The organism is Amycolatopsis sp. NPDC004772, from assembly GCF_053601215.1.
This window is the reverse complement of sequence record NZ_JBSGBK010000003.1, coordinates 187,187-211,746: the sequence shown is the minus strand read 5'-3', so window position 1 is coordinate 211,746 and position 24,560 is coordinate 187,187. Positions and strand designations below refer to the sequence as shown.

At 72.3% G+C, this 24,560-nt stretch carries 25 protein-coding genes; 15 read left to right on the top strand and 10 right to left on the bottom strand.

Going from position 1 to position 24,560, the window contains the following annotated elements; translation table 11 throughout:
- Positions 1-42: 42 nt before the first annotated feature.
- On the bottom strand, positions 43-1,545 hold the full coding sequence (locus ACWEF6_RS03615) for a tannase/feruloyl esterase family alpha/beta hydrolase (protein ID WP_449681473.1): 1,503 nt from the start codon (positions 1,543-1,545) through the stop codon (positions 43-45).
- 135 nt (positions 1,546-1,680) lie between these two features.
- On the opposite strand from ACWEF6_RS03615, the gene ACWEF6_RS03610 reads away from it, so the two are divergent.
- Positions 1,681-4,386 (top strand): ATP-binding protein, encoded by a 2,706-nt coding sequence (locus tag ACWEF6_RS03610; RefSeq protein WP_449681472.1) that lies wholly within the window; start codon positions 1,681-1,683, stop codon positions 4,384-4,386.
- A gap of 93 nt (positions 4,387-4,479) precedes the next feature.
- Positions 4,480-5,508, top strand: coding sequence for an alpha/beta fold hydrolase (locus ACWEF6_RS03605; protein WP_449681471.1), 1,029 nt, complete (start codon positions 4,480-4,482; stop codon positions 5,506-5,508).
- A 52-nt stretch (positions 5,509-5,560) separates the two neighbouring features.
- Here ACWEF6_RS03605 and ACWEF6_RS03600 read toward each other — a convergent pair whose 3' ends face one another.
- Complete coding sequence (locus ACWEF6_RS03600) at positions 5,561-5,992, bottom strand: organic hydroperoxide resistance protein (protein ID WP_310967412.1); 432 nt, start codon at positions 5,990-5,992, stop codon at positions 5,561-5,563.
- 71 nt (positions 5,993-6,063) lie between these two features.
- The gene (locus ACWEF6_RS03595; RefSeq protein WP_449681470.1) at positions 6,064-7,659 is read right to left on the bottom strand and encodes an ABC-F family ATP-binding cassette domain-containing protein; all 1,596 of its coding nucleotides are present in this window, start codon (positions 7,657-7,659) and stop codon (positions 6,064-6,066) included.
- Between the two features lie 195 nt (positions 7,660-7,854).
- Between ACWEF6_RS03595 and ACWEF6_RS03590 the strand changes: the two genes are divergently transcribed.
- Positions 7,855-8,871 (top strand): NAD-dependent epimerase/dehydratase family protein, encoded by a 1,017-nt coding sequence (locus ACWEF6_RS03590; protein ID WP_449681469.1) that lies wholly within the window; start codon positions 7,855-7,857, stop codon positions 8,869-8,871.
- Positions 8,872-8,873: 2 nt separating this feature from the next.
- Here the strand turns inward: ACWEF6_RS03590 and ACWEF6_RS03585 are convergent, their stop codons facing one another.
- The 3 genes from ACWEF6_RS03585 to ACWEF6_RS03575 form a co-directional block, all read right to left on the bottom strand.
- On the bottom strand, positions 8,874-9,341 hold the full coding sequence (locus tag ACWEF6_RS03585) for a DUF4383 domain-containing protein (protein WP_449681468.1): 468 nt from the start codon (positions 9,339-9,341) through the stop codon (positions 8,874-8,876).
- 37 nt (positions 9,342-9,378) lie between these two features.
- Positions 9,379-9,648 (bottom strand): hypothetical protein, encoded by a 270-nt coding sequence (locus ACWEF6_RS03580; protein WP_449681467.1) that lies wholly within the window; start codon positions 9,646-9,648, stop codon positions 9,379-9,381.
- A 393-nt stretch (positions 9,649-10,041) separates the two neighbouring features.
- The gene (locus tag ACWEF6_RS03575; RefSeq protein ID WP_449681466.1) at positions 10,042-11,001 is read right to left on the bottom strand and encodes an ArsR/SmtB family transcription factor; all 960 of its coding nucleotides are present in this window, start codon (positions 10,999-11,001) and stop codon (positions 10,042-10,044) included.
- Positions 11,002-11,374: 373 nt separating this feature from the next.
- Between ACWEF6_RS03575 and ACWEF6_RS03570 the strand changes: the two genes are divergently transcribed.
- The 6 genes from ACWEF6_RS03570 (at position 11,375) to ACWEF6_RS03545 (ending at position 16,691) form a co-directional block, all read left to right on the top strand.
- Positions 11,375-13,558, top strand: a complete 2,184-nt coding sequence (locus ACWEF6_RS03570) for a HAMP domain-containing sensor histidine kinase (RefSeq protein ID WP_449681465.1) — start codon at positions 11,375-11,377, stop codon at positions 13,556-13,558.
- Positions 13,555-13,989 carry a roadblock/LC7 domain-containing protein gene (locus tag ACWEF6_RS03565; RefSeq protein WP_310967420.1) on the top strand — a complete coding sequence of 145 codons (435 nt, stop codon included), beginning with the start codon at positions 13,555-13,557 and terminating at the stop codon, positions 13,987-13,989. The genes ACWEF6_RS03570 and ACWEF6_RS03565 overlap by 4 nt, the downstream gene beginning before the upstream one ends.
- Positions 13,986-14,363, top strand: a complete 378-nt coding sequence (locus ACWEF6_RS03560) for a DUF742 domain-containing protein (RefSeq protein ID WP_086842601.1) — start codon at positions 13,986-13,988, stop codon at positions 14,361-14,363. Before ACWEF6_RS03565 ends, ACWEF6_RS03560 begins: the two co-directional genes overlap by 4 nt.
- Positions 14,344-14,958, top strand: a complete 615-nt coding sequence (locus tag ACWEF6_RS03555; protein ID WP_449681464.1) for a GTP-binding protein — start codon at positions 14,344-14,346, stop codon at positions 14,956-14,958. The genes ACWEF6_RS03560 and ACWEF6_RS03555 overlap by 20 nt, the downstream gene beginning before the upstream one ends.
- Positions 14,959-14,976: 18 nt before the next feature.
- The gene (locus tag ACWEF6_RS03550) at positions 14,977-15,735 is read left to right on the top strand and encodes an MHYT domain-containing protein (protein WP_449681485.1); all 759 of its coding nucleotides are present in this window, start codon (positions 14,977-14,979) and stop codon (positions 15,733-15,735) included.
- A 62-nt stretch (positions 15,736-15,797) separates the two neighbouring features.
- Complete coding sequence (locus ACWEF6_RS03545; protein ID WP_449681463.1) at positions 15,798-16,691, top strand: IS982 family transposase; 894 nt, start codon at positions 15,798-15,800, stop codon at positions 16,689-16,691.
- Between the two features lie 19 nt (positions 16,692-16,710).
- On the opposite strand, the gene ACWEF6_RS03540 is transcribed toward ACWEF6_RS03545, so the two are convergent.
- Positions 16,711-17,337: a PaaI family thioesterase gene (locus ACWEF6_RS03540; protein ID WP_449681462.1), complete on the bottom strand. Its 627-nt coding sequence runs from the start codon at positions 17,335-17,337 to the stop codon at positions 16,711-16,713.
- 181 nt (positions 17,338-17,518) lie between these two features.
- Between ACWEF6_RS03540 and ACWEF6_RS03535 the strand changes: the two genes are divergently transcribed.
- On the top strand, positions 17,519-17,683 hold the full coding sequence (locus ACWEF6_RS03535; RefSeq protein ID WP_449681461.1) for an aromatic-ring hydroxylase C-terminal domain-containing protein: 165 nt from the start codon (positions 17,519-17,521) through the stop codon (positions 17,681-17,683).
- Here the strand turns inward: ACWEF6_RS03535 and ACWEF6_RS03530 are convergent.
- Positions 17,661-18,410 (bottom strand): SDR family NAD(P)-dependent oxidoreductase, encoded by a 750-nt coding sequence (locus ACWEF6_RS03530; protein ID WP_449681484.1) that lies wholly within the window; start codon positions 18,408-18,410, stop codon positions 17,661-17,663. The genes ACWEF6_RS03535 and ACWEF6_RS03530 overlap by 23 nt on opposite strands.
- 56 nt (positions 18,411-18,466) lie before the next feature.
- Between ACWEF6_RS03530 and ACWEF6_RS03525 the strand changes: the two genes are divergently transcribed.
- A complete protein-coding gene (locus ACWEF6_RS03525; protein ID WP_449681460.1) occupies positions 18,467-19,003 on the top strand; it encodes a ferritin in 537 nt (178 codons plus the stop codon).
- Between the two features lie 14 nt (positions 19,004-19,017).
- On the opposite strand, the gene ACWEF6_RS03520 is transcribed toward ACWEF6_RS03525, so the two are convergent.
- Positions 19,018-19,632, bottom strand: coding sequence for a helix-turn-helix domain-containing protein (locus ACWEF6_RS03520; protein ID WP_449681459.1), 615 nt, complete (start codon positions 19,630-19,632; stop codon positions 19,018-19,020).
- Positions 19,633-19,690: 58 nt separating this feature from the next.
- Between ACWEF6_RS03520 and ACWEF6_RS03515 the strand changes: the two genes are divergently transcribed.
- The 4 genes from ACWEF6_RS03515 (at position 19,691) to ACWEF6_RS03500 (ending at position 22,392) form a co-directional block, all read left to right on the top strand.
- Entirely contained in the window at positions 19,691-20,314 is a 624-nt protein-coding gene (locus ACWEF6_RS03515) for a hypothetical protein (protein ID WP_449681458.1), read from the top strand.
- A 208-nt stretch (positions 20,315-20,522) separates the two neighbouring features.
- Entirely contained in the window at positions 20,523-21,293 is a 771-nt protein-coding gene (locus tag ACWEF6_RS03510) for an SGNH/GDSL hydrolase family protein (protein ID WP_449681457.1), read from the top strand.
- Positions 21,290-21,481, top strand: coding sequence for a hypothetical protein (locus ACWEF6_RS03505; RefSeq protein WP_449681456.1), 192 nt, complete (start codon positions 21,290-21,292; stop codon positions 21,479-21,481). Before ACWEF6_RS03510 ends, ACWEF6_RS03505 begins: the two co-directional genes overlap by 4 nt.
- On the top strand, positions 21,481-22,392 hold the full coding sequence (locus ACWEF6_RS03500) for an extracellular catalytic domain type 1 short-chain-length polyhydroxyalkanoate depolymerase (RefSeq protein ID WP_449681455.1): 912 nt from the start codon (positions 21,481-21,483) through the stop codon (positions 22,390-22,392). The genes ACWEF6_RS03505 and ACWEF6_RS03500 overlap by 1 nt, the downstream gene beginning before the upstream one ends.
- Before the next feature lie 56 nt (positions 22,393-22,448).
- On the opposite strand, the gene ACWEF6_RS03495 is transcribed toward ACWEF6_RS03500, so the two are convergent.
- Positions 22,449-24,551, bottom strand: a complete 2,103-nt coding sequence (locus tag ACWEF6_RS03495) for an alpha/beta hydrolase family protein (RefSeq protein ID WP_449681454.1) — start codon at positions 24,549-24,551, stop codon at positions 22,449-22,451.
- Between the last annotated feature and the right edge of the window lie 9 nt (positions 24,552-24,560).

Below are 24,560 nucleotides of genomic sequence, written 5' to 3'. Positions count from 1 at the left end.
CCAGTCCGCGAGCGCCGGGGGAGGGCGCTCGCGGACCGGAGCTCAGCGGCAGCGGTAGCTCGACGCCGTGGCCGGGTCCCCGCCGGTGTAGCGGGAAACCCGCGGGAGCGGGCACAGGTCGCGGGTCTTGCCGTCCGCGGACGCCGCCGTCAGCGTGGCCGGCGCCGTCCCGTGCTCGACCCAGTCGACCAGCTGCCCGAGCGCGTTCGTCGGCTCCGGGCCGCCACCGCCGAAGCAGTGCTCGACACCCGGCGCGAGGAACAGCCGGTAGAAGTCGTTGACCCGCTGCGGGCCACCCATCGTCCGTTCCACCTCCGCGCGGTAGGACAGCGTGCCGCCCGGCGGGATGAGCTGGTCGTTCGCGCCGACGAACGTGATCAGCTTGCCGCCGGCGCGGCGGAACGCCGAGAGATCGGGGTCGGACGTGCCGATGACGTCGTCGTACTCACGCACCGACTGGCGGAACAGGGCCGCGAACTGCGCGTAGGTCAGCTTCGAGGTGTCGAAATCGGCCTGCTTCTCCAGGAACGACTGCACCCACTTGACGGCCACCGGGAAGCCCGGCGCGGTCAGCGTGCCGTCGGGACCCGGCTGGGTGCCGGCGAGCCAGGTGAAGTCCGCGCCCTTCGGCAGCCCGGCCCACAGCTTGCGGCCGCGCTCGTCGGTCGGGCCCGCCCAGATCTTGCGCACGACCTCGGCGTCCGCGGCCGTGACGGTGACCTCGTGGCCATCGCAGACCACCTTCGTCCCGACGAGGCGACGCGGGTCGTAGCCGCACTCGTCCGGCCGGTCGACGATGCCGTTGGTCACGCCGTCCTTCGCGTCGCACGCCTGGACGGCGGCCGTGCGGAACGCGGAAAGCACGCAGGGGCTCGGGAAGTCGTGGCTCTGGTTCATCACGACCTGCGGCCAGAGGGTGGCGACCGCGAACTGCGTCCAGTCGACGGCGGGGGCGTTGGCCAGGATCCCGTCGAAGTCCTTCGGATAGGACTGGGCCTCGGAGTAGCCCTGGCGGCCACCGGTCGAGCAGCCGGTCCAGTACGCGTACGAGATCGGCCGCTGGTAGTACCGCTGCGTGACGGCCTTGCCGATGACGGCCTCTTCGTGCACCGATCGGGTGGCGAAGTTGGTCAGGAGCGTCTGGTCGACCCGGCCGCCGTTCAGCGCCCAGGACGTGTCGAGGCCGTCCAGGGACACGCCCGCGTCGGTGGTGACGGCGGCGTAGCCGGCCTGGGCCGCCTGGGGGAGCGCGTCGAAATTGCCGGCGGCGTAGGCACTGCCGCCGAGGGCTTGGAGCCGGCCGTTCCACCCGGTGTCCGGCAGGGCCACGGCGACCTTGACGTGGTCCTTGCCGGTGTGGGTGAGCGTGACGGTGATCAGGCAGTACGACGCCTGGGGCGTGGCCTGCACCGACTCGATCCCGGCGCCCGGCGGGGCGGGCACCGAGACGGCGGCGCAGGGGGCGGGGGTTGCTGCCGAGGCGGCCGGCTGCGTGACGGTGGTCAGCAGGAGCGGCACGGCGGCAGCGAGAAGGAGGCGTTTCATCGGTCTCTCCGGTCGCTGGTCATTGCGGGGGAACGCTAGGTGCCGGCGGGGCGGCCCGGCGCCCGTCGGATGACGCTGCCGCTGTACGTCACTCGGCCGTGAGCTGCGGAAACAGTGTTGGGTAAGGTCGTTTCCATGGCGCTGACCGGGCGGGACACCGAGCTGAAGGAGCTGGGCGAGCTCGTCGACGGCCCGGAGGACCGCGGCGGCGTCCTGATCCGCGGCGAGGCGGGCATCGGGAAGTCCGCGCTGGTGGCTTCGACGGCCGCGGCGGCCTCGGTGGCGGGGTTGCGGGTGCTGCGGACGACCGGGGCCGAGGCCGAGCAGAACCTGGCCTACGCCGGGCTGCACCAGCTGCTGCACCCGGTCCGGGCCGGGGTGGCGGAGCTGCCCGCGCCGCAGCGGGACGCCCTGCGGACGGCGCTGGGGCTGGCTTCGGGGGCGGAGCCGAGCGCGTATCTGGTCGGGCTGGCGGTGCTGACGCTCCTGGCCGAGGAGGCGGCGGCCAAGCCGTTGCTGCTGGTGGCGGAGGACGTGCACTGGCTGGACCGGGCCAGCGCGGACGTCCTGGCGTTCGTGGCGCGGCGGATCGAGACCGAGCCGATCGTCCTGGTGGCGACCCTGCGGGACGGCGCCGAGTCCCCGCTGCTGTCGGCGGGGCTGACGTCGATGGTGCTGGAGAGGTTGCCGGCGGACGCGGCGGCGGAGGTGCTGGATTCGGTGGCGCCGCGGTTGGCGCCGGCCGTCCGGACACGGCTGCTCGCCGAGGCGGCGGGGTTACCGCTGGCGCTGACGGAGCTGCCCGCGGCGGTGGCCTCGCTGGACGGCGTGGACCCGGTGCTGCCCCTGACCGAACGGCTGGAGCGGACGTTCACGGCCCGGGTGGCGGCGCTGCCCGCGGCGACCCGGACGGCCCTGCTGGTGGCGGCGCTCAACGAGACGACATCGTTGGCAGAGACCCTGGCGGCGACGGACGCCCTGCTCGGGACGGGTACCGCGACCGAGCGCGCCGCCGATCCCGCGGTCCTCGCCCCCGCCGTCGAAGCGCGGCTGGTCGAGCTGTCCGCGGGGGCCGTCACCTTCCGGCACCCCCTCATGCGGTCCGCCATCCCGGCCTCGGCCACCCCGCTCGACCGCCGCAACGCGCACCTCGCCCTCGTCGAAGCCCTCCGCGACCAGCCCGATCGGCGTGCCTGGCACCAAGCCGCCGCCACCGCCGGGCCGGACGAGACCGTGGCCGGCGAACTCGAACGCACCGCCGAGCGCGCCCGCTTCCGCGGTGGTGCCGCGGCCGCCATCGCCGCCCTCGAACAGGCGGCCCGGCTCAGTCCCGACGCCGGGGCCAGGACCGACCGGCTGCTGCTGGCCGCCGAACTGGCCGTCGAGTCCGGGCGGCGGGAGACCGCCGAACGCCTGGTCCACGCGGCCAACCCGGCCGATCCCCGGCGCCGGGCCACCGCCGGCCGGTTGCTCAGTGAGTTCGAAGACGGCGTCCGCGAAGACCCCGCCCGCGTCGCCGAACTCGCCCGGACCGCCGCGTCCGTCGCCGAAGACGGCCACCACGACGCCGCCATGCGGATCCTCTGGAGCGCCGCCATGCGCTGCTTCTGGACCGAACCCGGTCCGAAGGCGCGGAAGGCCCTCCTGGACGTCGCCGATCGGCTGCCGATCCCGGACGGCGACCCGCGGATCGTCGCCGTCACCGCCTATGTCGCTCCCTTCGAACGCGGCGCGGCCGTCCTCGGGCACCTCCGGGAGCTGGTCGCCAAGACCGGCGCCGACCCCGAAGTGGACCGGTACCTCGGCAGTGCCGCACTGCAGGTCGGTGCCTTCGACCTCGCCGCCCGGTTCTCCGCCGCCGCGGCGCCCGGGCTGCGGGCGCAGGGGCGGCTCGGGCTGCTGCCGCGGGCGCTGGCCGTGCTGGCGTGGAGCCGGGTCCGGCTCGGCGATCTGGCCGGTGCCGTGCCCGCCGCCGCGGAAGCGGTCCGGTTCGCGCGCGAGACCGGCCAGCCGTTCATGGCCGGTCTCGCCACCGCGGTCCAGGCCGAGATCGCCGCCCTGCGCGGCGAGCACAAGCAAGCGAAGGCCCTCGCCGACGAGGCCGAACGCGCCGGGCTCGCGGCCGGCGCCCGGCCGGTGCTGGCCACCGTGCAGCTCACGCGCGGCCTGGCCGGCCTGAGCGAAGGCCGGTTCGAGGACGCCTTCGCCGACCTGCGCCGGTTGCTCGACCCCGCCGACCCCGCCTACCAGCTGGCGTTGCGCACGTATTGCGTCGCGGAACTCACCGAAGCCGCGGTGCGGGCGGGCCGGACCGGCGAGCTGCGGGAGGTCGTGGCCGGACTCGAGTGCCTGGACACGCCGTCACCCGCGCTGCACATCGGCCTCCGGTACGCCCGGGCCGTGCTCGACCCGAGCGACGAGCGGTTCGCCAAGGCCCTCGACTCGGCCGGCTGGCCCGCCGAACGCGGCCGCGTCCACCTGGCGTACGGCGAGTGGCTGCGGCGGCAGCGGCGGGTCGTCGAATCGCGGACGCACCTGCGCACCGCCCGCAAGACGTTCGACGCGCTCGGCATGGCGGCCTGGGCCGACCGGGCCCGCCGCGAGCTGCGCAGCGCGGGCGAGTCGAGCCCGAACCGCGGGCCGGACGCCCGGGACAAGCTCACCCCGCACGAGCTGAGCATCGCGCAGCTGGCCGCCGAGGGGCTGACGAACCGGGAGATCGGGCAGCGGCTGTACCTTTCGCACCGGACCGTCGGCACCCACCTGCACCGGATCTTCCCCAAGCTGGGCGTCAGCTCGCGCGCCGACCTCGCCGGGATGCTGAAGACCCTCGAAGGATGACGTACACCGGCTGCGTCACCTGACGGGCGCGAAGGTCACCAAACGGCTCCTAACGTCGTGAAAGTCCCACAGTCTTTCGCGCAGGAGCAGCAGATGATCAGCAGGAGAAGGTTCGGGCACGTGTTCGCGGCCGGGCTCGCGGCGACGTCCTTGGCGGCCTGCTCGTCGGGCCCTCCCGCGGCCGCCCCCGCGCCGGCCCCCGACCTGCGGGCCGGGTCCGGGGAGCACACCTCGCTCGGGCCGGTCAAACAGGCCGACGCCGGCCTGGTCACGATGGCCTACCACGAGTTCGGCCCGGCCGGCGGGCAGCCGGTGGTGCTGCTGCACGGCTGGCCGTACGACCCGTACAGCTACGTCGACGTCGCCCCGATCCTGGCCGGCGCGGGTTACCGGGTGATCGTCCCCTACCTGCGCGGCTACGGCCCGACGGCGTTCAAATCGGCGGCGACGGTCCGCAACGGCCAGCAGACGGCCGTGGCGCTCGACGTCATCGCCCTGCTGGACGCGCTGAAGATCGACAAGGCCGTCTTCGGCGGCTACGACTGGGGTGGCCGGACCGTCGACATCATCGCCGCGCTGTGGCCGGAACGCTGCACGGCGATCGTCGCGGTGAGCGGGTACATCGTGACGAACCTGGCGGCGAACCAGAAGCCGCTGGCCCCGGCCGCCGAGCTCGGCTGGTGGTACCAGTACTACTTCGCGACCGAACGCGGCCGCGCGGGCTACGCGGCCAACCGCCACGACTTCAACAAGCTGATCTGGAAGACGGCGTCGCCGGCCTGGCACTTCGACGACGCGACGTACGACCGCAGCGCGGCGGCGTTCGACAACCCGGACCACGTCGCCATCGTCATCCACAACTACCGCTGGCGCCTGAGCTTGGCGCCGGGCGAGCCGCAGTACGAGGCGTACGAACAGAAGCTGAACGCGGGAGCGACCATCGGCGTCCCGGCGATCACGATCGGCAGCGACTTCGACGGCGCGGCCAAGGACGGCAAGGCCTACCGCGCCAAGTTCACCGGCAAGTACGAACACCGCGTCTTCGACGGCATCGGCCACAACGTGCCGCAGGAAGCACCGCGCCCGTTCGCCCAGGCCGTCATCGACGCCACCCACCTGTGAGCCTCGTGAGTGGTAAGGCGGGTTCTAACCCGCCTTACCACTCACGACGGCGTCAGGCGACCGTCGCGTCGAGGGTGACCTCGATGTTGCCGCGCGTGGCCTTCGAGTACGGGCACACCTGGTGCGCGCCCTGGACGAGCTCGTCGGCCGTGGCCTGGTCGATGCCCGTCGCCTCCAGGTGCAGCACCGCGCTGAGCCGGAACTCGCCGGCCTCGGTGTCGTGGTGCAGGGTCACTTCGGCGACCACGGCGAGGTCGTTCAGCGGCACCTTCTTCGCGCCCGCGACCCGGCGCACGGCCCCGACGAAGCAGGACGCCCAGCCCGCCGCGAACAGCTGCTCCGGGTTGGTCCCGTCGCCCGCGCCGCCGAAAGCCTTGGGCACGGCGAGGGTGACGTCGAGCGCGCCGTCGTCGGAGGTCGCGCGGCCGCCGTTGCGGCCCTCCGCGGTGGACGTGGCGACGGCGGTGTAGGTCACTTCGGACATCGTGTTCCTTTCAGCGGGTGACTTCACCACGCTAGAAATCCCGGAGAGCCCGCGGCGACCGTCGCCCGACGTCACCCGTGTACGTCACCGTTCTCCAGCCGCAGCCACCGGTCGATCCCGATCTCGGCGAGGAAGCGTTCGTCGTGGCTGACGACGACGAACGCGCCGCGGAACGCCGTCAGCGCGCTCTCCAGCTGCTCGGTGCCGACCAGGTCGAGGTTGTTCGTCGGCTCGTCCAGCAACAGCAGCTGCGGTGCCGGTTCGGCGAACAGGACGCAGGCGAGCGTGGCGCGCAGCCGTTCCCCGCCGGACAACACACCGACCGGCAGGTGCACCCGGGAACCGCGGAACAGGAAGCGGGCCAGCAGGTTCATCCGCCGGTCGGCCGGCAGCGCCGGGGCGGCCGCCGCCAGGTTCTCGGCGACGCTGCGGTCGTCGTCCAGCAGGTCCAGGCGCTGCGAGAGGAAGGCGATCCGGCCGTCGGCGCGGGTGAGGGTGCCGCCGTCGGGCTCGAGATCGCCGTGGACCAGCCGCAGCAGCGTCGACTTCCCGGCGCCGTTGGGGCCGGTGAGCGCGATCCGCTCGGGGCCGCGGATCGCCAGGTCGACGCCGTCGCCGAAGAGCCCGCGCACGCGCAGGCCCTCGCCGAGGAAGAGCGTCCGCCCGGCCGGGACCTCGGTCTGCGGCAGCTGCAGGCTGAGCTTCTGCTCGGGGCGCAGTTCGCGTTCGGCCTGGTCGAGCTTGGCCTTCGCGGCGCCGACGCGGGCGGCGTGCGTGCCGTCCGCCTTGGCCGCCGACTCCTGCGCGTTGCGCTTCATCGTGCCGGCGAAGATCTTCGGCAGTCCGGCGTTGCCCAGGTTGCGCGACGCCGTGCTGGCGCGACGGGCGGCGCGCTCGCGGGCCTGCTGCATCTCCCGCTTCTCGCGCTTGACCTCCTGCTCGGCGGTGCGGATGTTCTTCTCGGCGACCTCGCGCGCGGCTTTGACGGCCTCTTCGTAGGCGGTGAAGTTGCCGCCGTGGAACCGGATTTCGCCGCCGTGCAGCTCGGCGATCCGGTCCATCCGGTCGAGCAGCGCGCGGTCGTGGCTGACCACGAGCAGGCAGCCGGACCAGTCGTCGAGCACGGCGCGGAGCTTGTGGCGCGCCTCGGCGTCCAGGTTGTTGGTGGGCTCGTCGAGCAGCAGCACGTCCGGGCGTTTCAGCAGTTGCGCGGCGAGGCCCAGTGAAACGATTTGGCCGCCGCTGAGCGTGCTCAGGGTGCGTTCGAGCGCGAGGTCGGCGAGGCCGAGCCGGTCGAGCTGGGCGCGGGTGCGTTCCTCGAGGTCCCAGTCGGTGCCGATGGTGGTGAAGTGCTCCTCGGCGACGTCCCCGGATTCGACGGCGGCGATGGCGCGCAGAACCGGGGCCACGCCGAGGATTTCGGCGACGGACGGCTCTCCGCTCAGCGGCAGGTCCTGCGGGAGGTAGCCGAGCACGCCGTCGGCGGTGACGCTGCCGGCGGCGGGCTGCAGGACGCCGGCGACGAGCTTGAGCAGCGTCGTCTTGCCGGAGCCGTTCGGGGCGACGAGACCGGTGCGGCCGCTCGGGAAGGTGGCGGACAGGCGGTCGAAGACGGGGGTGTCGTCCGGCCAGGAGAAGGACAGGCCGGACAGCACGATTTCGGACATGGCGAAGACCTCGATGGCGTGAAAGCGGAAAAGGGGACGTCGACGGCGGCCCGCACCGGCGGTGCCGGGGGCCTGCGGACTCCGGGGCTACCCGGAGATGTCGACGTCACCTGCCACGACTGGTCTCCTCACGAAAGGATCTTCCCCTGCGAAGATAGCAGGGTTGTCCGCGCGGACCCCGGGTAACCGGCCCCGATGCGCATCGTGGTGACCGGAGCGACCGGCAACATAGGGACCGGGGTCGTGCGCGCGTTGGGCGCGGACCCGCAGGTCGAAACCATCGCCGGGCTGGCCCGGCGCCCGGCGGAGGGCGTCGTCACGGCCGACGTCGAACGCGACGACCTCGTGCCGCACCTGCGCGGCGCCGACGCGGTGGTGCACCTGGCGTGGCTGTTCCAGCCCACCCGGCGTCCGGAACGGACGTGGCGCGCGAACGTCCTCGGCTCGATGCGGGTGTTCGAGGCGGCGGTCGCGGCGGGCGTGCCCAAGATCGTCTACACGTCGTCGATCGGGGCGTACTCGCCGCGGACGGACGACGAGCCGGTGACCGAAGACTGGCCGACGCACGGCTGGCCCGGGGCCGCGTACACCCGGGAAAAGGCTTATCTGGAGCGGTATCTGGACGCGTTCGAGGGCCGGCACCCGAAGTTGGACGTCGTCCGGATGCGGCCGGGGTTCGTCTTCCAGCGCAGTGCCGCGACCGAGCAGCGCCGGCTGTTCGCGGGACCGTTCGTGCCGGGCTCGCTGGTGCGGCTGCTGCCGGTGGTGCCGGACATCCGCGGGCTGCGGTTCCAGATCGTGCACACCGACGACCTGGCCGACGCGGTCCGCCGCGCGGTGACGCGGCCGGTGCGCGGGGCGTTCAACATCGCGACGGGCCCGGTCGTGGACCCGCGGTTCGCGGCGGACCTCCTGGGCGCGCGCACTATCCCGATGCCGGCGGCGGCGGTGCGGGCCGCGGTGGAGGCGGCCTGGCGGGTGCACGCGATCCCGGCGTCACCGGGCTTGTTCGACGCGGTCATGCGGCTGCCGGTGATGAGCACGACCCGCGCGGAGTCCGAATTGGACTGGCAGCCGGGCCGGGACGCCGCGGCCACGCTGCAGGATTTCCTGACGGGACTGCGGGAGGGCGCGGGCGCGGAGACGGCCCCGCTGGCCCCGGACCGGCACCGGCTGCACGAGATCGCGACGGGCGTCGGCCGGAAGCCCTGAGTTCAGTGGCCCTGCTTGTCCGGTTCGGGGTACTGGCCGCGCGCCCGGTCGGCGGCCGCGGTCGCGATGCCGGCGGCGATCATCGCCACGCCCAGGCCGAGGTGCAGCCAGTCGTCGGCGTTGTCGATCGGCAGGAAGTTGGCCGGGCTGTCGTGGTCCATGGCGAGGCCGAACACCCACAGCAGGACGTAGATCCCGCCGCCGATCATCAGGAACGCGCGCGAACTGCCGTCGGCGCGCGCGGCGAGGACGCCGAGCACGCCGAACAGCAGGTGGACGAGGTTGTGCAGCACCGACACGGTGAACACGCCGAACAGCTGGGCGCCCGACTCGTGCCCGGCGAACTTCAGGGCGTCGTAGTCCGCGGTGATCCCGGGGACGAACCCCAGGACGCCCACGAGCAGGAACGCGAGGCCGAACAGCAGGGCGGCGGTCCGGGCGGTGCTCCGCCGGGTTTTGACGTCCGTCATGGCGCCGGGCTACCCGGCGCCGACTCCGGCAAACGCCTCAGGCGAGCTCGGCCGAGACAACGGACGGCAGCGCACGCAGCCGGTCCAGGAGGGGACCGGTCTCCTCGGCGGCCAGCAGGACGGCGCAGACCATGCTGCTTTCGCGGACGCCGTCCTTGACGTCGACGGCCAGTTCGTGAACGGGCCGCCCGCCGAGCGCGCCGACCAGAGCGGGGACCTCATCGGCCCCGCCGACGAAGTAGGTGGCGATGCGCCGGCGCAGCAGCATGGCGGACCGGGGCGCGGGAACGGCGAAGGAAGTGGACATGGCGGATCTCCTGTGTGGAAGGAACGAGATCGGGGCCAGGTCCCGGAAAGAAGCGATCGCCGACTCAGCACGCCGGCAACCTGGGTTCAGCCGGCGCGCCGGGTTACGAGTCGCGGAAGCAACATCGGACGCAGCACGGCGACAGGCTAACACGACCCCGCCCCACCCGGCACCACAACCGAGCGGCACGGCCGGCCAGTGCCGCGACGCCCAGTGCCGCGACGCCCGGGTTCGAGCGCCCCAATGTGGCGTTGGGTGCGTGGGACGCAGCGAATGTGGCGTTGGGTGCGTGGGACGCAGCGAGTGTGGCGTTGGGTGCGTGGGATGCGCCCAACGCCACATTGGGTGCGTGGGACGCACCCAACGCCACATTGGGTGCGTTTGGGCCGGACGTCAGCTCGCCCGGATGATTCCCAGGCCCAGCGGGGTGATCTCGTGGATCTGCGACTTCCCCGACCGGTTGCTGCTGATCAGCCCGCTCGCCCGCAGGACCGATGCGTGCTGGCTCGCCGTCGCCGGGGAGATGCCCGTCAGGTCCGCCAGCTCGCTCGTGTTGCAGCGGGTCGTCGCGATCGTCACCAGCACCCTCGCGCGCGTCTGGCCCAGCAGCGCCGCCAGGGAGGGGCCCGGCTCCGCGTCGCTGTCGAACCTCGGGTGGCTGATCGAATACACCAGCGCCGGGGGGAGCACCGGGTCCTTGTACGTCGTCGGCATGCCGTGGGCGAAGAAGGCCGGGATCAACCTGAGCCCGCGGCCGTTGAGGTGCAGTTCCTGGTCGATCGGGAAGCGCACCCGCAACACCGGCGGGGACCACGTCACCTCCGGGTGCAACGTCGACAGCAGCAGCTGCGGCCCACCGCGGTCCAGGTTCGCCTGGAGGCGGTGGCGGTCGCGGGCCACCGAGCGGCGGACCGTGGCCCAGTCCGGGGCCACGCACTGGCGGTAATAGTCGTGCAACGCCGCGCCCAGGCGGCGGAGCTCGCCCGCCTCGCCGTCGCCCACCCGGCGGAGCCAGGCCGGGACGTGGGTGCCCTGCGCCACCAGTTCGGCGACGTCGGTGGCCAGCACCGGCGCCGGCGTCTCGAGCACCGCCGCGATCCCGTCGCCGATCGTGCGGGTGCCCGCCGGGGTGAGGAAGTCCGGGCAGTACCCGTACGGCGGGACCGCGGACATCAGCAGCCGGCCGGACTGCGGGACCGCCGACCGCGAGCCCCGCCGCCAGCGGCCGAAGAACGGCTCACCCTCCGGCCGCCGGATGCGGTAGCTGCTCATCAGCAGCTCCCACATCGGGTCGGCGTCCTCGGCGATGGTGATCTTCGCCAGGTCCGCTTCCGTGAAGTGAATCTTCAACATCGACGCCGGCCTCCTTTCCCGGCCGAGGGTAACGGGCAGTGCCGGGACTCCCGACGGAGGTCGCGCGGCCGCCGGAAATTCACGCACCCGGGCCGGAATTCCACACGGTCTGGCGAGCCTTCTTCACTCTCCGCAAGGGTAAAAAGTCGCGTAGTGGCAGTTCACGCTGTGTGATTGGTGCGTACGGGGGAAACGAACGGCATTCCTTGACAACACCGCGTCCACCGGAGTTACGTCGTCGGCTGAATTCCGCGGAAAAGGAACCGGAAATCGTTCTCGGGCCACCGGTACGAATCGAGCCACGCCACCGATGAAAGAAGACGAACCCTCGTCCCGTCGTTCCGTCGCCTCCTGGAATCCGGGCAGCTGGCGGTTGCGCACCAAGATCTCCGTGGTGCTGTTGCTGCCCGTCCTGGTCGCCCTGCTGCTGGCGGGCGGCCGGGTGCAGGCCGAACTCGCCCGGGCCGGCGGGCTCAGCGCCGTCCGCGATCAAATGCCGGTCGTGCAAGGCATTTCCGAACTCGCCGGCCTCGTCGACGAGGAGATGATCCACGACGGCGGGGCCGCCCAGACCGCCGCGGTCGACGAGAAAGCCGCCGTCGTGCGCCACGACGCATCATTTTCCCAGCTCAACCCGGAGTTGTCGCGATCATTGGAAGATCAGCTGGGGAAATTGGCCGACCTGCGGCAGCAGACCGGTTCGCCGGCCGCGAAAACCGCGGCTTACCACGACTTCGGCGTCTCGCTCAGCGAGGTGATCGGCGGAATCGCGGAGCAGGCGGGGAATGGTGATCTCGACGCGGCCGCGGCCGGCGCCGAATCATTGGTGCAGCTGAGGACCAGTCTCGCCGATCAACAGGCGCTGGCCGGGCGGCCCGACGGCACTTCGGTGGCGGCCGCCGCACGCGCCGCGGCCGAAGAAACCGTCCTCACCGGACAGATCCGGCGCGCGCTGCCCGCCGGGGCCGCGGCCGCCCGGTTCGCCGCGGCGACCAGTCCCGGGGCCGGCGGCGCCGAGGCGAAGCGCGCGATGCTCGGCACCATCCTCGCCGAGCAGGTGAAAACGCTTTCGGACGCGGTCGGCGCGCAGACCAACACCGCCCGGTCCGACGCCCTGCGCGACGCCGCGCTGGTGCTCGCCTCGCTGCTCGGCGCCCTCGCCATCGCCCTCGCCGTGGCCCGGTCGGTGGTCGCCCCGATCCGGCGGCTGCACGCCGCCGCGCTCGACACCGCGCAGCGCCGCCTGCCCGGCACCATCGAACGCATCCGCGACGGCGAGGACGTCGACTGGCGGACGACCGCGCCGATCCCGGTCGACTCCGAGGAGGAGATCGGGCAGCTCGCGCGGGCCTTCGACGACATGCACCGGCAGGCGGTGCGCCTGGCCGTCGGCGAACAGGCCGAGATGCGGATCCAGGTCAGCGAGATGTTCATGACGCTGTCCCGGCGCAGCCAGTCGCTGGTGGAGCTGCAGCTGTCGGTGATCGAGGACCTCGAAGCCGACGAGCAGGACCCGCAGCGGCTGGCCGAGCTGTTCCAGATCGACCACATCGCCACCCGGCTGCGGCGCAACGGCGAAAACCTGCAGGTCCTGGCGGGTGGCAAGCCGGTGCGCCGCGACGTCGGCCCGGTCGCGACGGTCGAGCTGCTGCGGGCCGCGACGTCGGAGGTCAAGGACTACCAGCGCGTCTCCCTCGGCAACGCGCCGCGCGGGTCGGTGCAGTCCGAGGCCGCGGCGGACGTCGTGCACATCCTCGCCGAGCTGCTGGAGAACGCCATCCGGTCGTCGCCGCCGGAGGAGCAGGTCGTGCTCACCGCCGACCGGGGCTTCGACGGCGGCCTGCTGATCGAGGTGGTCGACGTCGGGCTCGGCATGACCCGCGAGGACCTCGAAGCGGCGAACGCCCGGCTGGCCGCCGGGGCCGCGGTCAGCCCGGAGACCACCCGCCGGATGGGCCTGTTCGTGGTGAGCAGGCTGGCCGCCTCGCACGGGATCACCGTCCGGCTGCGGCCCACGACCACCCGGACGGCCAGCGCCGGCATCACCGCCAGCGTGCACGTCCCGGGCGTACTGATTCTGGTCGACCTGCCGCCGCGGGCCCTCCCGCCCGAGCTGCCCGCGGCAGTCAACGGCTCCCTCAACGGCTCGCTCAACGGCACTGCCCGGCACGAACTCGAACCGCGGTGGCCCGCCGAAGAACCGCCGCCGGTGGCCGACCCGCCGACGCCGATCTTCGACCAGATGCTGTCGCACTGGTTCGCCGAAAGCACCCCGGCGGCGCCCGGCGCCTGGGCGACCCCGGCCGACCAGGTCCGCCAGGCCGCGGAAGCCGCGGTCGGCACCCTCGACGACGCCGAGTTCACCGACTCGGGGCTGCCGGCCCGGACGCCCGGTGCCCAGCTCGCGCCGGGCTCGGTCACCCCGCGCGCGCCGCAGCAGGCGGACCCGTCCTTCCGCGACCCGGCCGCGGTGCGGAACAACCTTTCCCGGCACTACAGCGGCATGCGCGCGGCCCGGCACCGGGTCGCGGGCGAGCCCGAGGCGGAGCGGCGATGAGCACCCGGCAGGAAGGAGCGGAAGTGGCCGAGAGGTCCCGGAACTGGCTGGTCTCGGCGTTCACGCAGGAGGTGCCCGGCGTCGCGCACGCCGCGCTGGTCTCGGCGGACGGGCTGCTCGTGGCGGCGAACGACACCCTGCCACGCGATCGCGCCGACCAGCTTTCGGCGATCGCGTCCGGCCTCTCCAGCCTCGCGCTCGGCACCGCCGACCTGTTCACCGCGGGCCGGGTGGTGCAGTCGGTGATCGAGATGGAGCAGGGCTTCCTGCTGCTGATGAACGTCGGCGACGGCTCGAACCTGGTGGTGCTGGCCAACCCGGGCTGCGACATCGGGCTGGTGGGCTACGAGATGACGCTGCTGGTGGACCGGGTCGGGAAGGTGGTCGAGACCCCGGCTCGGCCCGCGGCCGCCCCGGGGGCGGCCCGGTGACCGAAGGCCGGCGACGCGAGGGCGGGCGGCACGCGGCGTCGCTGGCCCGCCCCTACGCCTGGACCGCCGGCCGCACCCGGCCGACGGTCGACCTGGCGGTGGAAGCCCTCGTGGAAACGACCGCGGAGGGCCGGACGGCGCCCTTCAGCCCGACCAACCCCCTGGCCGTGGTGACGCAGTTCTGCCTGCACCAGCGGTCGGTGGCCGAGGTCGGCGCCCACCTGGGCGTGCCGCTCGGCGTGGCCAGGGTGCTCATCGGCGACCTGCTGATCGCCGGCCAGGTGTCGATCCGCGACACGCTCACCGCGGACGCCTCCTGGGACGAACGGAACGACCTGCTCGAAAGGGTCCTCAGTGGACTACGTGCGCTCTGAAAGTGTTGCCAAGAACGGTCTCGCCAAGGGCCGGATCACCTCGGCGAAGATCGTCGTGGCCGGCGGGTTCGGGGCCGGCAAGACGACGTTCGTCGGTGCCGTCTCGGAAATCGACCCGCTGCGGACCGAAGCCCTCATGACGTCCGCGGCCGTCGGCGTCGACCGGACCGAAGCGGTGCCGGGGAAGTTCGCCACCACGGTCGCGATGGACTTCGGCCGGCTCACCCTCGCCGAGGACCTGGTGCTCTACGTGTTCGGCACGCCCGGCCAGCACCGGTTCTGGTTCATGTGGGACGACCTCGTCTGCGGCGCGGTGGCGGCGATCGTCCTGGTCGACACGCGCCGGCTGGCGGACTGCTTCGCGTCGATCGACTTCTTCGAATCGCGCGGCCTGCCGTTCCTGGTCGCGATCAACCAGTTCCAGGACACCCGCCAGCACGGGCCCGAGCAGGTGCGCGAGGCCCTCAAGATCCCGGCCGCGGTGGAGGTCGTCACCTGCGACGCGCGGTCACCGGAGTCGACGAAGCAGACCCTCATCGCCGCGGCCGAGCACGCGCTCGCCGAACACCACGCCCCCAAGTCACGGAAAGCTTGAAGGAGCCCGGAAATGCCCATGGACCACGAAGACTTCGCGATGGGCAACTGGCTCGTCGTGCTCGCCTACCTGACCTCGGTGGTGGGCTGCGCCCTCGGCCTCGCCTGCACGCTGCAGGCGAGGTCCACCGACAGCCCGCGGGCCCGGCTGACCTGGCTGGTGCTCGCGGCGGTGTCCATCGGCGGGGTCGGCATCTGGGTCATGCACTTCATCGCGATGCTCGGGTTCTCCACGCCCGGCCTGCCGGTGCGCTACGACATCCTGCGCACGGCGCTGTCGGCGCTCCTGTCGGTGGCGGCGGTGTTCTGCGGACTGCTGGTGTTCGGCGTCCGCAACCGGTTCGCCTGGAAGCGGCTGCTGCTCGGCGGCCTGCTGACCGGGCTCGCGGTGGCCGTCATGCACTACACGGGGATGTGGGCCGTGCAGGTCAAGGGCTCGATCGGCTACGACCCGACGCTGGTGGTGCTGTCGGTGGTGATCGCGGTCGTCGCGGCCACGGCGGCGCTGTGGTTCACGGTCGGGCTGGACAAGCTCCTGCCCCGGCTGGCGGCGGGCCTGGTGATGGGCGCGGCGGTGACGGGCATGCACTACACGGGCATGGCGGCGGTGCGCCTGCACCTGGACCCGGGCGCGCCCGACCCGGCCGGCACGGAGGTGTTCTCGTTCCTGTTCCCGGTGTTCGTCCTGGCGGCGCTGGCGATGGCGGTCCCGATCTGCGCGGTGCTGATGGCGACGTCGAGCTCGGAGGCGCCCCGGCACACGACGGTCGCGTCCTAGACGAGTAAGTCCTAAGGCCGGGTGGTGTCTGGAGACGGGCGAAGGGTGTTCAAGATCAGTTTGTGACGACCGACCTGAACACCCTTCTCACCGCACTCTACGTCAAGATCGACGACCATCTGGGCAGGCCTGCCCGGACCGGACGCCCACCATGGCTGACCGACGCCGAACTGATCACCCTCGCCGTGGCCCAGCCCTTGCTCGGCATCCGGTCCGAGGCCCGCTGGCTGCGGTTCCTGCCCCGCCACCTGCCCGGCGCATTCCCCTACCTGCCCCAGCAATCCGGCTACAACAAGCGACTACGCACCGCTGTCCCGCTGCTCAAACGCGTTATCCGCATGCTCGCCCTCGACACCGACCTGTGGACCGACACGACCTGGGTCGTGGACTCCACCCCGGTCGAGTGCGGCCGCTCCCGCGAGACCGCCAAGCGCTCCGAGCTGGCCGGCTGGGCCGGCTACGGCTACTGCTCGTCGCATTCACGGTTCTTCCGGGGCCTGCGCCTGCACCTGATCTGCACCCCCGCCGGGCTGCCGATCACCTGGGCCCCGGCCACCCCGAAACTCGATGAACGTCAGGTGCTGATGGCGATCCTGGATCACGACCCATCCGTGCTGGCCGACCGGCCCGGACTGCTGATCATCGCGGACAAGGGCTACGTCTCCCGCGAACTGGACGCGTTCCTGGCCGAACGCGGGGTCCGGCTCCTGCGGCCCAACTACCGCAACCGCACCCCGCACCCGGCCGAGCACCTGCTCAAACCCGTCCGCCAGCTGATCGAATCGGTCAACGACACCCTCAAAGGCCAGCTCGACCTCGAACTGCACGGCGGCCGCACCATCGACGGCGTGACCGCCCGCATAGCCCAACGCGTACTCGCCCTGACCGCCGCCATCTGGCACAACCGCGCCACCGGCCAACCTGTCACCCGATCACTGATCGCCTACGACCACTGATCACTTAGGACTCACTCGTCTAGGCCCTCGCCACGGGGAACCGGTCGGCGCTGAAGTGGACGAGGATCGCCCTCGCCGAGGCGCACACGAGGTCGCCGGCCTTGACTTCGCCGGTGGCGTGCAGCTTGCGCCCGTCCCGGCGGACGAGCCGGCCTTCGACGGTGAGCGGAACCGCGTACGGCGTCCCGTGGTGGTAGTCGACGGTCAGGGAAGCCGTCATCCCCGGGAACCCGGCCGCGGCGGTGGCCCGCCCGAGCACGTGATCCAGCACGGCGGCGACCCACCCGCCGTGCACGCGCCCGGGAGGCCCTTCGTGCGCGGCACCGAGGAGAACGTCGGCGCACACCGACTCCGGTCCGACGCGCACCCACGAAAGCGGCGGCGCCAGGGGATTCCCGGGCCCTTCGAGGGGGTTGTTGATGCTCAGGTGACCCCCACCGTCGAGGGCGGCGAGCAGGAGGGGGTTCGCCCCACCGGCGGCCCGCAGCGCAGCGGTGACGGCCTCGACCCGACGCGCGGCGGCGGCGAGATCGGCCTCGTCGTCGCGGACGCAGACGGAGGCCTCGATCAGCTCGCGGATCCGGTCGCCGAGCAGGGCCCGCCCCGGGGGTACGCCGTCGACGACCGGGAATGGGTTTTCGGACATCGCGCTCCCCGGGGGGCCTGGAACTAGAACACGTTTCAGCTTAGCAGGCGGGTCGCATGGTGGGCGGCGATCGCGGCTGCCGTGGGGTGGGCGGCCGTGGCGGGCGGGCCTTGGCAGCGCGCGGCCGGCAGCGGCGCGGCCGGCGGCAGCGAGCGGCAGCCGCAGCGCGGAGCCGTGAGCGGTGATCCCAATCCGGACCACCGCTCATGGACCCCCCCTCGGCGCACCGGCGGTCCTGCTGCGCCCGGACGGGTACGTCGCTGGGACGAGCCGGGACGCGGCTCACCTGGCGCGGGCTCTCACGGCCTGGTTCGGGCCCCGGGTCACCAGGTCGGGCGGGCCGTGACACCGCCGTCGACGACCAGGTCGTGGCCGGTGATCCAGGACGCCAGCGGGGAGGCGAGGAACACGCACGCGTTGCCGACGTCGGCCGGTGTCCCCAGCCGGCCCAGCGGGGCCGCGCGGTGCCAGCGCTCGACTCCCTCCGGCCAGTCCTCGGCCAGGCCGGGCCGCGAGATCAGCCCCGGCGACACCGTGTTGACCCGGATCCCGCGCGGCCCGTACTCCAGCGCCGCGCCGCGGGCGTGCATCACCAGGGCCGCCTTGGCCGCGCTGTAGTGGACGTGCCCGGGTGCCGGCTGCCGGGCCTCGATCGAGGCGATGTGCGTGACGCTCCCGCCGTCGCCCATCAGCCGGGCCGCGGCCTGGGTGCAGGAGAACGCGCTGGTCAGCGTGCTGTCCAGCATCTCCCGCCAGCGCGCCGCGGTCAGCTCGCCGAGGGCCTCGACCGGCTGGATCCCGGCGTTGTTGACCAGCGTGTCGAGGCCGCCGCCCCAATCCGCGACGGTGTCGAGCAGGGCGTGGCAGGCCTGGTCGTCGGTGAGCTCGGCGGCGAACGCGCGGGCCCGGCCGCCCGCGGCTTCGATCGCCGCGACGACGTCGCCGGCCGCGCCGGGCCGGCGGTGGTGCACCGCGACGGCCGCGCCCGCTTCGGCGAACCGGAGCGCGATCCCGCGGCCGATCACCCCGGAAGCACCGGTGACGCAGGCGATCGTGCCGGTCAGGTCGGGCAGGGAGGTCACCGCGCCGAGCGTAGCTGTGCGCCCCGGTCCGTCGTAAGTTGTGGGACATGGCCAAGACCCGGAAGTTCGCCGAACTGCTGCAGACGCAGATCAGCCACGAGTTCACCGCCGCCCAGCAGTACATCGCCCTGGCCGTCTGGTTCGACGCCCGCGATCTGCCGCGGCTGGCCAAGCGCTTCTACCGGCAGGCGATCGAGGAGCGCAACCACGCGCTGGCGATGGTCCGCTACCTGCTCGACCGCGACGAGCCGGTGGCCGTCCCGGGCAGCGGCGATGTGCGGAACGACTTCTCGAGCGTGCACGAAGCGATCGAGCTGGCCTTGACGCAGCAACGCGCGGTCACCGCCGACATCGAGGCGATGGCGAAGGCCGCGCGGCTGGAGGAGGACTACCTCGGCGAGCAGTTCGTGCACTGGTTCCTCAAGGAGCAGGTGGAGGAGGTGGCGCAGATGTCGACGCTGCTCACCGTGGTCGAGCGGGCCGGCGGCAACCTCTTCGAGGTGGAGAACCACCTGTTCCGCGAGTCGGCCACCGGGGTGGCCGACGCCCCGGACATGCCGCCGGTGGCCGGCGGGAAGCTCTGAGGAGGGGCCGGCCGCTACGACCGCCCGCTGAGCAGTTCCCGCGCCAGCGCCTCGGCCCACCAGTGCTCGACCCGCTCCGGTGACCACTCGCGTTCGACGGTGAACGTCGTGTAGACGTCGACGTTGCACAGGCCCGCGTAGATGTCCACCGCGGTCGGCACGTCCGGCCGCAGCGTGCCCTCCGGCCAGGACGTGAACACCAGCCGGCGGGTGCCGTCGGCCGTCTCGCGGGCTTCGCGGTAGACGTCCGCCAGTTCCGGCTCGGTGCGGCCCGCCTGGCGGACCAGCGCGATGAGGTCGCCCGCGCGCTCGAACAGGCGCCGGTCGAAAGCGGCCATTGCCGCCAGCTGGGCGGCGGGTACCGAGGTGGCCTCCAGCTCGTCGAGCAGGCGGGGGAGGTCGGCGGTCAGGTCCGCCGCGTCGGCGAGGGCCCGGACCAGGGCCGCCTTGTTCCGGTACGCCGCGTAGACGGTCGGCACCGAGACCCCGGCCTCCCGCGCCACGTCCCGCACCGTCGTCGCCGCCCAGCCCTGGGCGGAGAACCGGCGGCGGGCCGCCGCGGCGATGTCCGCGCGCGTGCGTTGTGCCTGCTCCAGGCGGCGCAGTGAGTCGTAGCGACGCTCTCCCATGAGTTCCTTCCGGTGATTATATTCAATATAACATCCGTAAAATCAAAGGGGGACGATCATGAGCTTCACCGTGGTGGCGGGCCTGGGTGGCCTCGGGTTCGTGCTGCTGGCCGTCGTGGTCAACGTCTGCTACGTCCGGGCCCGGCTGCCGATGCCCGGGCGGCACCCGGGCGACGTCGCCCAGGCCTTCGCGGCGTCGGGGGACGCGCTGAAGCGGCCTTCGATGCTGGCTCCGGCGTCCTGGGTGTGCCTGACCGTCTTCGCCGCCGGGCTGCTTTCGGTGCTGCCCGGCCCGTGGGCGCTGACCGGGTTCGCCGGCGTGCTCTTGCAGAACGCCACCTTCGCGGCTGTGGAGGCGTTGCGGTTCGGCGTGGCCGCGGCGGCGCGCGACGGCGGCCCGGTGGCGGGGCTGTGGGGGTTCAGCGCGGTGCTCTTCGGGTTCAACCAGGTGTTCCTGGCGATCGCCCTGCTCGGCTTTTCCGTGGCAGGGGCGCAATCGGGGCTCTTCGCCGGCTGGCACGCCTGGCTCGGGTACGTCAGCGCCGCACTGCTGTTCGTCTCGGCGTCGGCGGCGCCGTACCACGCCGACGGCACCAACCGGCTCGCCCCGGCCGGGCTGGCCGGCTGGCTGGGCTGGGCCGCGTGGATCGTCACCGGCGGGATCACCCTGCTGGCGCACTGACTGTCCACAATGGAATGAAGCCTGGCCGTTGTCAGCGAGCGGTGTGCGGGTTTAAGCTGGCGCGAACAATGGAATGTTATCGCTAACAGGATTACGAAAGTTTCGAGAATCCGTCGAATTCCGGCCCGGTGGCGAAACTTTCGGCCACGGCGAAATGAGCTGCTCCGGCAACGAACCTGTACCCGACCGACCCGTTGAGAGGATGGCGATGAAAAGGTTCCTGGCCGCCGCGGCGGCCTTCGCGATCGCGTTCACCGGACTGACCGGGATCGCCCACGCGGAATCGAACGGCGGCGTGCGGATCATGCCGCTGGGCGACTCGATCACCTACGGCACCGGCGTGCCCGGCGGGTACCGGATCGGCCTGTGGCAACGCCTCGCCGCCGGCCGGTACACCAACGACTTCGTCGGCTCGCAGTTCAACGGCCCCGGCAGCCTCTGGGACCACGACCACGAAGGCCACCCCGGCTGGCGCATCGACCAGATCGACGCGAACATCACCGGCTGGCTGCGCACCTACAACCCGCGCTCGGTGCTGCTGCACATCGGCACCAACGACGTGCTGCAGAACTACAACGTCGCGGGCGCGCCCGGCTGGCTGTCCACGCTGCTCGACCACATCACCGCCACCGCACCCGGTGCCGACGTCTTCGTCGCCCAGCTCATCCCGATCGGGTGGGCGAGCGGGGACGCCGCCGTGCGGACGTTCAACAACGCGCTGCCCGGCATCGTGCGGAGCAAGGTGAACGCGGGCAAGCGGGTGCACCTGGTCGACCTGCACAGTGCGGTGTCCGCCGCCGATCTCCCCGACGGCGTCCACCCGAACGCCGGCGGCTACGACAAGATGGCGGCCGTCTGGTACAACGCCTTGCGGTCGGTCCCGGGCAGCATCGGCAACCCGCGGGCCGCGGTGGCCACCGAGGGACTGGCCGCGGCGACCCTCGGGTCGGCGGCCGCCGCGAAGGGCCGGACGAGGTGAAGCGGGACGCCACCGAGCCGTCCCGCGGTTCGTTCCGCCTCGGCGGTTCGCCGCTCTCGGGCGTCGACGTGAACATCACCGAGATCGACGTCGGCGGCTCCGGCAGCGCCCAGGCGAACACCTTCGGCCAGGTCGTGCGGGCCTGCCTGGCGGTTCCGCGCTGCACGAGCAGTAAGGGAGATCGATGATGAAACGCGTGCTCGGCGTCCTGCTGGCGCTGGTGGTCACGGTCACCGGCCTGGCCGCGCCCGCCCAGGCGGCCGCGCTGACCAGGGTGCCGAACTTCGGTACCAACCCGACCAACCTGAACATGTACGTCTACGTCCCCGACCGGGTCGCGGCCAAGCCGGCGCTGCTGGTGCTGGTGCACTACTGCGGCGGCTCGGCGAGCTCGATCTTCGGCTGGAACGGCAAGGACTACGTCACCGCGGCCGACCGCTACGGGTACGTCATGGTCCTGCCGGAAGCCACTCGCAGCGAGAAGTGCTTCGACGTCTCGACGCCGAAGGCGCTGAAGCGCAACGGTGGCGGGGACTCGACCGGGATCATGTCCATGGTCGCCTGGGCCAAGTCCCGGTACAACGTCGATCCGGCGCGGGTCGTCGTCAGCGGGTTCTCCTCCGGGGCGATGATGACGAACGTGCTGGCCGCCCAGTACCCCGACGTGTTCGCGGCGGGTTCGGCGTTCTCCGGCGTGCCCGCCGGGTGCTTCGCGACGACGAACGGCTCGCTGTGGAACAGCACCTGCTCCGGCGGGCAGTCGATCAAGACCGCGCAGCAGTGGGGTGACACGGCCCGGGCGATGTACCCCGGCTACACCGGGCGCTACCCGCGGATGCAGCTGTGGCACGGCACCACCGACACGACGTTGTCGTACCCGAACTTCGGGGAAGAGCTCAAGCAGTGGACCAACCTGAACGGGTTGGGCCAGACCCCGGCGTTCACCGACCACCCGCAGTCCTCGTGGACGCGCACCCGGTACGGCAACACCGGCACACAGGCCACGGTGGAGGGCGTCAGCGTCGCCGGCGTCGGGCACCAGCTGCCGATGACCGGCCAGCTGGCGTACGCGATTTCGTTCCTCGGCCTCGACCACTGAGTGCTTGAACGCGGCGAGCGGCGGAGGCGGCACCCCCAGTGCTGCCTCCGCCGGTCTCAGCGGCAGAAGGAGACTTCCGGGTACCCGGGCCGGTCGAGGATCGGCTGAGGCGTGCCGCGCAGGTGCTGGTCGAAGAACGCGTTCACGTACGCGCGGGTGATCTCACTCGCCCGCGCCGCCGCGTTCGGGCCGCCGATGGGGACGCCGAACTCCTCGGCCAGCAGCCCGACGTCGGTGAAGGACGCGTGCTGCGTGCCCGCCACCTCGATCCACCGCTTCCACCCGGTCATCTGCGCGTAGTCCCGCTCCCACGGCACGTTCCCCGGCGCGCACTTCGGCACCTGCTCGTGGTTGACGAACAGGAACGGCCGCGCCAGCCCGGGTGCGGTGAGCGGGAGTTCGGTCGTCCCGTCGATGTCGATCCCGGCCTTGATCCGGTGGTCGGCGACCATCGCGGGGATGGTGCTCGCGCCGCCCATGGAGTGCCCGGCCATCCCGATCCGCGCCGGGTCGATCAGGCCCGGCCGGGAGCGGAGCAGCGAGTCCAGTACGAACGAGACGTCGGCGGCCCGGCCCCGTTCCAGCTTCTGCCAGAACGCGGTGTCGTGCGGGATTTCGCAGGACGCGCACCCGGCGAAGTGCCCGTCCGGGAAGCTCTGGCCGGTGCTCTCGTGGGTGTGGCCGATCAGCGCGACCGCGTACCCGTGGCTGGCCAGGTCTTCGGCCAGGGTGCTGAGCGTGGCGCGGGGTTTGGTGTAGCCCGGCGACAGCACGACCAGCGGCAGCCCGTGCCCGGCGGGCCGGGCGTCGGCCACCGAGTTGGTCACCATTGTCGTGAGCAGGTCCGCGGGCACGTCGAGGCCGCTGCCCTGCAGCAGCGCCGCCGACTCCGCCGCGGTCAGGTACTGCGTCTTCGGGCCCTTCGCCGAAGCGGCCGGGTAGAAGAGCGAGACCATCAGTTCCCGGTAGGGGACCGACGGCACCCACGGGTCGGGGCGCGAAGTGTCCTTCAGGTACACGGCCGTGCTGCCCACCGGCCGGTCGCCGGTCGGGGCGGGCAGGTACGGCGTCGACGTCCGGGCGAAGGCCACTTCCGGGTACCGGCCGGACGGCTGGTCCAGCAGCGGCTGCGGCCGGCCGCGCAGGTGCTGGTCGAAGAACGCCCGGACGTACGCCGCCGTGATGGCCTGACCGCGTACCGCCGGCGTGGTCGCGCCGAAGTCGAGGCCCAGCTGCTCGCCCACCAGGCCGATGTCGGTGAACGACGGGTGCACCACGCCGGCCACGGTGAGCCAGCGCTTCCAGCCCTTCAGCTGCTTCCAGTCGTCGTCCCAGGTAGCGGATTCGACGCCGGTGCCGGGGGCGTAGAGGCTCTGGCGGCCGAAGAACAGGAACGGCCGGTCGAGGCCCGGGGCGAGCAGCGGATCGTTCTGCGTGCCGTCGATGTCGATCCCGGCCTTGATCCGGGGATCGGTCACCATCGCGTTGACCGTGCTCGTGCCGCCGACGGAGTGCCCGGCCATCCCGATCCGGGAGCCGTCGAGCAGCGACGCCCACTTCGAGTGCGCCAGCGAGTCCAGGACGAACGACACGTCCTTCGCCCGGCCGCGCTGCAGCTTCTGCCAGAACTCGGGGCTGTAGTTGCCGCAGGCCGCGCAGCCGGTGACCCGGCCGTCCGGGAAGGTGGTGGCCACGTTCTCGTAGGTGTGGTCGACCAGCACGACCAGGTAGCCGTGGCTGGCCAGGTCTTCCGACAGCGAGGTCAGCTCGGCGCGGGGCCGCTTGAAGCCGGGGGACAGGACGACGGCCGGCAGCTCGCGCCCGGCCGGCTTCGCGTCGACGACGGCGTCGGTGTGCACCGTCGTCAGCACCGACGGCGGGATGCCCTCGATGCCGGCTTCGTCGAAGACGGCCTTCGCCTCGGCCTCGGACATGAACTGCTTCTTCGGCCCGGATGCGGAAGCCGCCGGGTAGAAGAGGGAAACCATCAGTTCGCGGTAGGGGACCGACGGCACCCACGGGTCGGGTCGCGAAGCGTCCTTCAGGTGCAGGGCGGTGGTGCCGACCGGCCGGTCGCCGGTCGGTTTCGCCAGCGTGAGGGCCGGGTCCGCCGACGCGGACGGCGACGTCAGCGCGAGGGTGAGGGCGGTGCTGACCATAAGGCTCTT

Excerpts from the sequence above, each read along its gene's own strand:
- ACWEF6_RS03580 (WP_449681467.1), bottom strand. The coding sequence starts at position 9,648 with ATGTCCACTTCCTTCGCCGTTCCCGCGCCCCGGTCCGCCATGCTGCTG.
- ACWEF6_RS03550 (WP_449681485.1), top strand. The coding sequence starts at position 14,977 with ATGGACCACGAAGACTTCGCGATGGGCAACTGGCTCGTCGTGCTCGCC.
- ACWEF6_RS03615 (WP_449681473.1), bottom strand. The coding sequence starts at position 1,545 with ATGAAACGCCTCCTTCTCGCTGCCGCCGTGCCGCTCCTGCTGACCACC.
- ACWEF6_RS03595 (WP_449681470.1), bottom strand. The coding sequence starts at position 7,659 with ATGTCCGAAATCGTGCTGTCCGGCCTGTCCTTCTCCTGGCCGGACGAC.
- ACWEF6_RS03610 (WP_449681472.1), top strand. The coding sequence starts at position 1,681 with ATGGCGCTGACCGGGCGGGACACCGAGCTGAAGGAGCTGGGCGAGCTC.
- ACWEF6_RS03540 (WP_449681462.1), bottom strand. The coding sequence starts at position 17,337 with ATGTCCGAAAACCCATTCCCGGTCGTCGACGGCGTACCCCCGGGGCGG.
- ACWEF6_RS03525 (WP_449681460.1), top strand. The coding sequence starts at position 18,467 with ATGGCCAAGACCCGGAAGTTCGCCGAACTGCTGCAGACGCAGATCAGC.
- ACWEF6_RS03565 (WP_310967420.1), top strand. The coding sequence starts at position 13,555 with ATGAGCACCCGGCAGGAAGGAGCGGAAGTGGCCGAGAGGTCCCGGAAC.
- ACWEF6_RS03600 (WP_310967412.1), bottom strand. The coding sequence starts at position 5,992 with ATGTCCGAAGTGACCTACACCGCCGTCGCCACGTCCACCGCGGAGGGC.
- ACWEF6_RS03510 (WP_449681457.1), top strand. The coding sequence starts at position 20,523 with ATGAAAAGGTTCCTGGCCGCCGCGGCGGCCTTCGCGATCGCGTTCACC.
- ACWEF6_RS03575 (WP_449681466.1), bottom strand. The coding sequence starts at position 11,001 with ATGTTGAAGATTCACTTCACGGAAGCGGACCTGGCGAAGATCACCATC.
- ACWEF6_RS03495 (WP_449681454.1), bottom strand. The coding sequence starts at position 24,551 with ATGGTCAGCACCGCCCTCACCCTCGCGCTGACGTCGCCGTCCGCGTCG.
- ACWEF6_RS03500 (WP_449681455.1), top strand. The coding sequence starts at position 21,481 with ATGAAACGCGTGCTCGGCGTCCTGCTGGCGCTGGTGGTCACGGTCACC.
- ACWEF6_RS03590 (WP_449681469.1), top strand. The coding sequence starts at position 7,855 with ATGCGCATCGTGGTGACCGGAGCGACCGGCAACATAGGGACCGGGGTC.
- ACWEF6_RS03515 (WP_449681458.1), top strand. The coding sequence starts at position 19,691 with ATGAGCTTCACCGTGGTGGCGGGCCTGGGTGGCCTCGGGTTCGTGCTG.
- ACWEF6_RS03605 (WP_449681471.1), top strand. The coding sequence starts at position 4,480 with ATGATCAGCAGGAGAAGGTTCGGGCACGTGTTCGCGGCCGGGCTCGCG.
- ACWEF6_RS03585 (WP_449681468.1), bottom strand. The coding sequence starts at position 9,341 with ATGACGGACGTCAAAACCCGGCGGAGCACCGCCCGGACCGCCGCCCTG.
- ACWEF6_RS03520 (WP_449681459.1), bottom strand. The coding sequence starts at position 19,632 with ATGGGAGAGCGTCGCTACGACTCACTGCGCCGCCTGGAGCAGGCACAA.